The following is a 10,036-nucleotide window of genomic DNA, read 5'->3' as shown; positions in this document are numbered from 1 at the left end:
CTTCCTCGACCGTACCCCTCAGTTCTCACTCCGTGGCCCCCCCCCCGCGGGGCGGGGGGGGGGGGGCGCCCCCGCCCCCCCCCCGCCCCCTGACTCACATCAATGCGCCTGCTCTGGATATCAGAGCTGGTTGCCGACGAAGACCGTGAGGTCGACGAGGCGGTTGGAGTAGCCCCACTCGTTGTCGTACCAGCCGAGGATCTTCACCGAGTTGCCCTCCTGGACCATGGTCAGGGAGGAGTCGAAGGTGCAGGAGGCCGGGTCGCTGACGATGTCCGAGGAGACGATCGGGTCCTCGGTGTACGACAGGTAGCCCGCCAGGTCGCCGTCCTCGGACGCCTTCTTGAACGCGGCGTTGACCTCGTCCTTGGTGACCTCACGCTGCAGCTGCACGACCAGGTCGGTGGCCGAGCCGGTCGGGACCGGGACGCGCATGGCGATGCCGTCCAGTTTGCCCTTGAGCTGCGGCAGGACCAGGGCGGTCGCCTTGGCGGCACCCGTGGTGGTCGGGATGATGTTCTCGGCGGCGGCGCGGGCGCGACGCAGGTCCGAGTGCGGGAAGTCCAGGATGCGCTGGTCGTTCGTGTAGGCGTGGACCGTCGTCATCAGGCCCTTGACGATGCCGAAGTTCTCGTCGAGAACCTTGGCCATCGGCGCCACACAGTTGGTGGTGCAGGAGGCGTTCGAGATGACGTGGTGGTTCGCCGGGTCGTACTTGTCCTGGTTGACGCCCATCACGATGGTGATGTCCTCGTCCTTGGCCGGAGCCGAGATGAGGACCTTCTTGGCGCCGCCGGCGAGGTGCTTGGCGGCGTCGGCCTTCTTCGTGAAGATGCCCGTCGACTCGATGACGATGTCGACGCCCAGCTCGCCCCACGGAATGTCGGCGGGGTTGCGCTCGGACAGGACCTTGATGGTGTGACCGTCGACAGTGATCGTGTCGGCGGTGTGCGACACCTCGGCCTTGAGGCGGCCCAGAATCGTGTCGTACTTCAGCAGGTGGGCAGTGGTCGCGGTGTCACCCAGGTCGTTGACAGCCACGATCTCGATGTCTGCACCCTGCTCCAGCAGTGCGCGGAAGTAGTTGCGACCGATACGACCGAAGCCGTTGATGCCTACGCGGATCGTCACGAACCGATCTCCTCGTTGGTACGCCGGCCATGCGGTGCCGGCGAGCTCTATTTGGGATGTCCCCGACCGCCTACGACCCTACCTCTCTGTGGCCTTCGTGGTGACATCCAGATGCCTCATACACGGCACGGCGGTCCGTACCCGCCAGTAGGGGTACGGACCGCCCGGCCCGGAGGCCTGGATCACTCATTTTGGTCACGCTGTGTCGCGTGTTGTCGACCTCGGCGTGTCAGTCCTCAAGTGAGGAGAGAGCCTTTCCGATGAGCGCCGTACGGTCGGCCGCCGCGGTGACGTGTTCCAGGCCGAAGCCCAGCAGCACGGTGTCGTCCGTGGTGATCGCTCCATAGGTCTGGAACAGCGTTCCGGTGCGCGTCCAGTCCTTGAGGACGGCCGGGCTGCCCGCGGGCGGTCCGGACACCTTCCAGGCGCCGAGCGAGGTCTCGAAGCCCTCGGTCTCGGTGGCCGCGCCGCCGACGACGAGCGAGGCCTGGTCGGCGAGGACGCCGCGCCCACCGAAGCCCGGGTCGGAGACATAGGCGATGGAGAGCTCGACCGACTTGCCGGCGTACGCGCTCAGGTCGAACTCGACCTGCTTCCAGCCCGCGGAGGCGCCGGTGAGGGCGTTCCACTGACCGCTGGTGCCGGACGCGGTGCAGCCCGCGGCCGACTGGGTCAGGTAGTGCTTGAGCCAGGGGTGTTCGGCCATGTAGAAGCCGGCCTCGCACTCCGCCGGCACGGTGTTGCCGCCGGCACCGTTCTTCTCGGGGAGTGTCGTCCAGTCCTCGGCGCCGGTGGTGTGGGCCTCGACCAGGACGTTGTCGTAGCCGGGCTCGACGTCCCACAGCAGCTGGGTGCGCAGGGTCGGCTGCTGCGCCGCGGTCACACCGGTGAGGTCGACGGTCCTGGTGAGCCGCTTGTAGGCGTCGTCGGTGTGCACGGCGGCCACCATCCACGAACCCGCGTAGGGACCGTACGGGTTGACCGTTCCGGCGAACTGGCCCGCGCCCGCGCTGGCGAACTGCGGGTACTTGTCGACGGGGAGCTGGTCCGAGGTGACGCTGTAGCTCCCGGCCTTGTCGAGCGGGTTGCCGGTGGCGTCACCGAGCGCTCCGGTGAAGCCGCCCAGCTCACCCGAGCCGGTGAATCCGGTGGCGCCGGGGAGCGACGTACGGGAGTAGGCGCCCAGATAGTACTGGCTGAAGTCGTTCGACAGGGTGCCGCCGCCTAGGTCCACGTTGCCGCCGGCCTGCTCGCCCGCCTCCATCAGCTTGCCGCCCTCGTTGAGGTAGGCGCGCAGCTGGAGCTGGGTGGCGTTGCCCGGGACGTTCGCGCCCGTGTAGTGGACGACGGTGTCGAAGTGGCTCAGCACGCCGAGCGCGTCGGGCGCGCCCTGAGCGGCGACGTCCCAGACGATCGCCCTGCGGCCGTTGGCCTTGAGCGCGTCGACGTACTTCTGCGCGTGCGTGGCGGCGGCGCCTTCCTCGGCGACCACGAGGACGTCCGCGCGCGGCCGCTCGGCCACGGTGTAGGTGAAGTGCTCGCTGGAGACGGGCTTTCCGCTCCTCGTCTCGCCGGTGAACCACACCTCGACCTTGTCGCCGGGGGCACCGTCCTCGACCTTGGCGCGGTACTGGTCGAAGTGGAGGTTGTCCGCACCGCCGTACGTCTCGCCGCCCTTCCAGGGCCGGAGCGTCCTGTCCTCGGTACGGCCGCCGTTGACGCGGTACTTGAGCTCCTTGTCGCGCACGGACTTGCGTGCGACGACGGAGACCTTCTGGTCGGCGCCGCGGGAGTAGGACGTGGTGAACGGCGCCGGGGTGAAGTCGGCGGCCTTCAGACCGACCGACGACGACGGCTGGTCCGGGTGCGCGGCGGTCTCGGCGACGGAGAGCGCGAACGGGACGTTCTTGGCGAACTCCTGCTGGATCAGCTTCTCGTCGTCCGGGAAGTTGAACACCGACTGGCAGTCGGCCGCGTTCCACTGGTCGTTCGGGTCGATGTTCGACGCGGTCTGGCAGGTCGACATCTCGGGTGTGAACATCGCGATGCCGTTGACGTTCCCCGCGTGTCCGTCGGCCTCGCCGTTGGTGGTGTACAGCTCCGAGGAGACCTGCGGGTGGTAGCCCGGGATCGCGGGGTTGTCCGGCGTGCCGGCGAGCGCCTTGTAGAGCACGTCGTCCGGGGTGTCGGTGGCGACCTGCCAGCCGACGCCGTAGAGGATGAGCTCGGCCGCGGAGTGGTAGTTGATGCCGTAATCGAATCCGATACGGCGCTCGAAGGCGTCCAGGGCCTTGGTCTCGGGCTCGGAGGCCGGGGACGCGCCGCGGTAGGTCTCGCTGGTGGGGTTGGGGGACGAACCCTCGTCGTCGTAGCCCCACTTGTAGGTGAAGTTGCGGTTGAGGTCGACGCCGTCACCGGTGCTGATGGCACCGTCGCCGTTGATGTCGCGCAGGTTCTTGCGCCACAGGCGGGTGCTGGAGTCCTTGAAGGTGTAGTCGTAGCCGTCGGGGTTGGCCGACAGGACGAACCACAACTCGGTGGAGTCGACGATCTTCTTGACGCGCTTGTCCGTCTTGTAGTTGTCCAGGTAATAGTGCATCAGACGCCGGGTCATCTCCGGCGTTATCCACTCGCGCGCGTGCTGGTTGGAGGCGTACAGGACGGAGCGCTTGGCGCCGTCCTTCGTCTTCTTGGCGTTCTTGGTGAGCTTGAGGGCCAGGATGTCCTGGCCGTTGATCGTCTTGCCGATGGAGACGACCTTGGTGAGGCCCGGGTTCTCCTGCCCGGTCCGGACGATCTCCTCCTTGAGCCCCCCACTTCCGCTGTACGGGCGGTACACGCCCTGCGCGGCCTTCTCCGTACGGGCCTCCGCCTTGGCGGAGAGATCGTGCTCGGTGAGCTGGACGCCCTGCTTCTCAAGCTTCTCGGCCTGCTTGTCCGTGAGGTAGACCTCGACGGTGGCCTTGCCCTTCTCGGGCGCCTGCCCACTGAGTTCATGGCCGTCCTGGCCGGCCGCCAGCAGCAGGGGTACCTGCTTCTTGGTGACCTCGGCGCGGAAGACCTTGACTTCGTTCGGGTCGGTTCCTTGTGAACTTCCCGGTTGTGCCTGGGCCATGGGTGCAATACTCGCTCCGCCTATCAGGAGCGCACCGGCAGCGAGGATCGATCTCGCTCTGGGTCTCATGTACCCCCCTAGCAGTGTTTCGCCACAGTGACGAATGACTGCCAGGTTCATGCCACTTCAGGGCCCAGTCAAGAGTGTCGCAAAGACACACAAAGCCGGTGCCGAATCCCAAGCGGACATCGGCACCGGCGTGTTGGCGATCCGTCACCTCACCCCGCGAGGTTGTCCGCCAGTTCCTCGCTGAGGTTGGCCTCCGTGCCCGGGATGCCGAGGTCCTGGGCCCGCTTGTCGGCCATGGCCAGCAGCCTGCGGATGCGGCCGGCGACGGCGTCCTTGGTCAGCGGCGGGTCGGCGAGCGCGCCCAGCTCTTCGAGCGAGGCCTGCTTGTGCTCCATGCGCAGGCGTCCGGCGGCCGCGAGGTGCTCGGGGACCTCCTCGCCGAGGATCTCCAGGGCACGCTGGACCCGGGCGCCGGCGGCGACGGCCGCGCGGGCCGAGCGGCGCAGGTTGGCGTCGTCGAAGTTGGCTAGCCGGTTCGCCGTGGCGCGCACCTCGCGGCGCATCCGGCGCTCCTCCCAGGCCAGCACGGACTCGTGCGCACCGAGCCGGGTGAGCAGGGCGCCGATCGCGTCGCCGTCCCGGACGACCACGCGGTCCACGCCGCGTACCTCACGGGCCTTGGCGGCGATCGACAGCCGGCGGGCGGCGCCGACCAGGGCGAGCGCGGCCTCGGGACCCGGGCAGGTCACCTCCAGGGAGGACGAGCGGCCGGGCTCGGTGAGCGAGCCGTGCGCGAGGAAGGCACCGCGCCAGGCGGCCTCGGCGTCGCAGGTGGCCCCCGAGACCACCTGCGGGGGCAGGCCGCGGATCGGGCGGCCCCGCCCGTCGACCAGACCGGTCTGGCGGGCCAGCTGGTCACCGCCCGCGACCACGCGCACGACATAGCGCGAGCCGCGGCGCAGCCCGCCCGGCGCCATCACGATCAGCTCGGAGCTGTGGCCGAAGATCTCCAGGATGTCCCGCTTGAGCCGACGTGCCGCCATCGCGGTGTCCAGCTCCGCCTCGATCACGATCCGTCCGCTCACCAGGTGGAGGCCGCCGGCGAACCGCAGAATGGCGGAGACCTCCGCCTTTCTGCAGCAGGTCCGGGTGACGGGGAGCCGGGAGATCTCATCCTTCACCGCTGCCGTCATCGCCATGGGCCGATCCTTCCATGCATCCGAAAAATACGGTCGTACGCGGCGGCGAGGAGCTCCGGGTCGTGCCGGGGCGTCCCATCCGTCCGGGCCACCGGGGCCAGCTCGACCGCGGCACCGAGCCGCTTGGCGGCCTCGGTGAGCACATCCCGGTCGGGCACGGCGGCCTCGTCGGCCAGCACCACGTCCAGGGCGAGTTTAGGGGCGTGTCGTCCCAAAACCTCCAAATGACGCTGCGGTGAGAAGCCTTCGGTTTCTCCGGGCTGCGGCGCGAGGTTCAGCGAGAGTACCCGGCGCGCCTTCGTCTCGGTGAGGGCGTCCAGGAGATCCGGCACCAGCAGGTGCGGGATGACCGAGGAGAACCAGGAGCCCGGGCCGAGCACCACCCAGTCCGCGTCCCGGACGGCGGCGACGGCCTCCGGCACGGCCGGCGGGTCGTGCGGTACGACGTGCACCGACTGCACCTCACCGGGGGTGAGGGCGACGGTGGCCTGGCCACGGACGGTGTCGACGTCCTCGGGCCGCTCCGGGTCGTGCCCCTTGACCAGGGCCTGCAGCTCCAGCGGTACGGCGGACATGGGCAGCACCCGCCCGTGCGCGCCGAGGAGCTTGCCGACCAGGTCGAGGGCCTGGACGTGGTCGCCGAGCTGCTCCCACAGGGCGACGATCAGCAGGTTGCCGACCGCGTGGTCGTGCAGGTCGCCCTTGGAGTGGAAGCGGTGCTGGATGACGCGGGACCAGGTCTGGCCCCAGTCGTCGTCGCCGCACAGCGCGGCCAGCGCCTTGCGCAGGTCGCCGGGCGGCAGCACGCCCAGCTCGTCACGCAGGCGCCCGCTGGAGCCGCCGTCGTCGGCCACGGTGACGACGGCGGTGAGGTCGCCGGTGATCCGGCGCAGTGCGGCGAGCGAGGCGGACAGACCCATGCCGCCGCCGAGGGCGACGACCTTGGGCTGGGTGCCCCGGCGGCGCGGTCTGGCGCCGCGGGCCTCGGTGGGCCGGGCGGCGCGCGACTCGGGCACCGCGCGGCGCAGCCTGCTCAGCCGCGGAGTACGTCCCGTCATTCCCGACCCATGTCCCGGTGTACGACCACCGTCTCCACACCCTGGGAGGCAAGGCGCGCTGCGAGCTTCTCGGATGTGGCGACCGAGCGGTGCTTGCCGCCGGTGCAGCCGACCGCGATGGTCACATACCGCTTGCCCTCCCGACGGTATCCGGCCGCGATCAGCTGGAGCAGCTCGGAGTAGCGGTCGATGAACTCCTTCGCGCCGGGCTGGTTGAAGACGTACGCCGAGACCTCTTCGTTCAGGCCGGTGAAGGGGCGCAGCTCCGGGACCCAGTGCGGGTTGGGCAGGAAGCGCATGTCCACGACCAGGTCGGCGTCGACCGGGAGGCCGTACTTGAAGCCGAAGGACATGACGGTGGCCCGCAGCTCGGGCTCCTCCTCGCCGGCGAACTGGGCGTCCATCTTGGCTCGCAGCTCGTGCACGTTCAGGCTGGAGGTGTCGATCACCAGGTCGGCGTCCCCGCGCAGCTCACGCAGCAGCTCGCGCTCGGCCGCGATGCCGTCGACGATACGGCCGTCGCCCTGGAGGGGGTGCGGGCGGCGCACCGACTCGAAGCGGCGCACCAGGGCGTCGTCGGAGGACTCCAGGAACACCACCCGGCGGGTCACGCCCCGGCTGTCGAGGTCGGAGAGGGACTCGCGGAGGTTGTCGAAGAAGCGCCGGCCGCGGACGTCGACGACCACCGCGATCCGCGCCACATTGCCCTGGGATCGGGCGCCGAGCTCCACCATGGTGGGGATCAGCGCGGGCGGCAGGTTGTCGACCACGAACCAGCCGAGGTCCTCCAGACACTTGGCCGCCGTGGAGCGGCCGGCCCCGGACATGCCGGAGATGATCACCAGCTCGGGGATGGCCGCCTCGGGGACCCCGGCTGTCTCGATAGCCGTACTCACCTGTTCTCCGTCTTTCTGGAGTGCGTCCTGCTGGGTGAGATCCTCGCCGTTGTTCTTGTGCGTTTCCTGGGCTTGCTGATCTCGCCCGGCCGTGGGTTGTGTCTCGTGCTCGCTCATCTCTCCTGCCCCCGTCGTTCGTCCGGGGCGCCCGCGGACACGGGCTCCCCCGAGGTCTCCGCCGTCGTCTCGGATTCCTCGTCTTCCATGATCTCTCCAGTCGCCGTGTTCACGGCGGGTGCGGCCGGGGCCGCCTGGGCGAAGGCCGCGGCGATCGTCTCGGCCGTCTTGCGGCCTATGCCGGGCACCTCGCAGATCTGGTCGATGGTCGCCGATCTCAGCTTCTTCACCGAACCGAAGTGCTTGATCAGCGCCTGCTTGCGAGTCTCACCGAGGCCGGGGACATCGTCCAACGGGCTCGACCGGAAACGCTTGGCGCGCTTGGTGCGCTGGTAGGTGATCGCGAAGCGGTGGGCCTCGTCCCGCACGCGCTGGAGCAGGTAGAGGCCCTCGCTGGTGCGCGGCAGGACGACCGGGTCGTCCTCGCCGGGCAGCCAGACCTCCTCCAGTCGCTTGGCCAGGCCGCAGACGGCGATGTCGTCGATGCCGAGCTCGTCCAGGGCCCGCTGGGCGGCCGCGACCTGCGGCCGGCCACCGTCGACGACGACGAGCTGCGGGGGGTAGGCGAAGCGCTTGGGGCGGCCCTCGTCGTCCTTGAGGCCGTCCGCGAGGGGGGCGGAGGAGGTGTCGGTCAGGGGATCGGCGGAGGTGAGGGCGCTGTCGCCGCCGGAGGGCTCAAGGCTGTTCTCGCCGTCGGCCCACTCGCCCGTCTTCTCCTTCTCGGCGAGGTAGCGCCTGAAGCGGCGGGTGATCACCTCGTGCATGGAGCGGACGTCGTCCTGGCCCTCGAAGCCCTTGATCTGGAAGCGGCGGTACTCGCTCTTGCGCTGCAGCCCGTCCTCGAAGACGACCATGGAGGCCACGACGTCGTCGCCCTGGAGGTGGGAGATGTCGTAGCACTCGATCCGCAGCGGGGCGCTGTCCAGGTCGAGGGCATCGGCGATCTCCTCCAGGGCACGCGAGCGCGTGGTCAGGTCGGAGGCCCGCTTGGTCTTGTGCAGGACGAGCGCCTGCTGGGCGTTGCGCTCCACGGTTTCCATGAGGGCGCGCTTGTCGCCGCGCTGGGGGATGCGCAGCGAGACATTTGAGCCACGGCGCCCCGACAGCCACTCCTGCACGGGCTCCAGCGGGTCGGGCAGGGCCGGGACGAGGACCTCCTTGGGCACGGCGTCCCCGGTCTCCTCGCCGTAGAGCTGCTGGAGGGCATGCTCGACGAGGGCGCCGGTGGTGATCTCCTCGACCTTGTCGGTGACCCAGCCGCGCTGGCCGCGCACCCGGCCGCCGCGGACGTGGAAGATCTGCACGGCCGCCTCCAGCTCGTCCTCGGCGACCGCGACGAGATCGGCGTCGGTGGCGTCGGCCAGCACGACCGCGTTCTTCTCCATGGCCTTTTTCAGGGCCTCGATGTCGTCGCGCAGGCGGGCGGCCCGCTCGTACTCCATCTCCTCGGCCGCCTCCATCATCTGCTTCTCCAGACGGCGCAGATAGGTGCCCGTGCGGCCGGTCATGAAGTCGCAGAACTCCTCGGCCAGTTCACGGTGCTCCTCGGCGGAGACGCGGTCCACGCAGGGGGCGGAGCACTTGCCGATGTAGCCGAGCAGGCAGGGCCGGCCGGTGCGGGAGGCGTTCTTGAAGACGCCGGCCGAGCAGGTGCGGACGGGGAAGACGCGCAGGAGGAGGTCGACGGTGTCACGGATGGCCCACGCGTGCGCGTACGGTCCGAAATACCTGACGCCCTTCTTCTTGTGACCGCGCATCACCTGCACGCGCGGGTACTCCTCGTTCATCGTCACCGCGAGGTACGGGTAGCTCTTGTCGTCGCGGTACTTGACGTTGAACCGGGGGTCGTACTCCTTGATCCAGGAGTACTCCAGCTGCAGGGCCTCGACCTCTGTGGACACCACGGTCCACTCCACGGACGCGGCCGTGGTGACCATCGTGCGGGTGCGCGGGTGGAGGCCCGCCAGGTCCTGGAAGTAGTTCGCCAGGCGCTGGCGCAGGCTCTTCGCCTTTCCGACGTAGATCACCCGGCGGTGCTCGTCACGGAACCTGTACACCCCGGGAGAGTCCGGGATCTGTCCCGGCTGGGGGCGGTAGCTGGAGGGGTCGGCCATGTCTCACACCCTACTGGCGCCCGCTGACAGTCCGGCGAGGCTGTGGACAACGCGCGTCCACGCTCAGCATGCCTCCGGGAATCCCAGAACGGCCAGGACACGGCCGTGATCGCTGCGGCTTGCCACTCCGGGAGGCGGCGTTGGGCCAGGCTGCTGGGCCGGTGCGGCACACCGGAGTGTCGGCCGCCGGTGTGATCGGCCTTTGGCTCCCCCGTCGGCTCCTTCTCCCCCCTCGTCGGTGATCACTCCGGCCTCCGCGAAGATCACCAGCCTGGGGCCGGGTGAGCCCCTGCGTCGTCATGGCCCCGGCCTTGATCAACGCGAGCCACCAGGGAAGTGCCGTGTCTCAGGGGGAACACCGCGGTGGGCATGGCGACTTGAGGCAGCCCTGCGTTCG

The 10,036-nt window shown here is 69.5% G+C and carries 6 protein-coding genes; all 6 read right to left on the bottom strand.

The genetic code is table 11. The annotated features are described in order from the left end of the window. Window positions 1–120: 120 nt before the first annotated feature. The 6 genes from gap to uvrC all read right to left on the bottom strand — a co-directional run bounded on the left by gap (window position 121) and on the right by uvrC (window position 9,639). Window positions 121–1,131, bottom strand: coding sequence for a type I glyceraldehyde-3-phosphate dehydrogenase (gene gap, locus ACFWYS_RS05305; RefSeq protein WP_062713766.1), 1,011 nt, complete (start codon window positions 1,129–1,131; stop codon window positions 121–123). A gap of 229 nt (window positions 1,132–1,360) precedes the next feature. Beyond that, window positions 1,361–4,315, bottom strand: a complete 2,955-nt coding sequence (locus tag ACFWYS_RS05300) for a M14 family zinc carboxypeptidase (RefSeq protein ID WP_384763588.1) — start codon at window positions 4,313–4,315, stop codon at window positions 1,361–1,363. 149 nt (window positions 4,316–4,464) lie between these two features. Continuing rightward, entirely contained in the window at window positions 4,465–5,454 is a 990-nt protein-coding gene (gene whiA, locus ACFWYS_RS05295) for a DNA-binding protein WhiA (RefSeq protein ID WP_190070616.1), read from the bottom strand. Further along, complete coding sequence (gene yvcK / locus ACFWYS_RS05290; RefSeq protein WP_384763586.1) at window positions 5,445–6,512, bottom strand: uridine diphosphate-N-acetylglucosamine-binding protein YvcK; 1,068 nt, start codon at window positions 6,510–6,512, stop codon at window positions 5,445–5,447. The genes whiA and yvcK overlap by 10 nt, the downstream gene beginning before the upstream one ends. After that, window positions 6,509–7,525 (bottom strand): RNase adapter RapZ, encoded by a 1,017-nt coding sequence (rapZ, locus tag ACFWYS_RS05285; protein WP_384763583.1) that lies wholly within the window; start codon window positions 7,523–7,525, stop codon window positions 6,509–6,511. Before rapZ ends, yvcK begins: the two co-directional genes overlap by 4 nt. After that, the gene (uvrC, locus tag ACFWYS_RS05280) at window positions 7,522–9,639 is read right to left on the bottom strand and encodes an excinuclease ABC subunit UvrC (RefSeq protein WP_384763577.1); all 2,118 of its coding nucleotides are present in this window, start codon (window positions 9,637–9,639) and stop codon (window positions 7,522–7,524) included. The genes rapZ and uvrC overlap by 4 nt, the downstream gene beginning before the upstream one ends. Window positions 9,640–10,036 lie beyond the last annotated feature (397 nt).

Source organism: Streptomyces sp. NPDC059010 (genome assembly GCF_042740355.1).
Lineage (GTDB): Bacteria > Actinomycetota > Actinomycetes > Streptomycetales > Streptomycetaceae > Streptomyces.
Note: the sequence above shows the minus strand (reverse complement) of the source record. Positions and strands in the feature narration are given on the sequence as shown.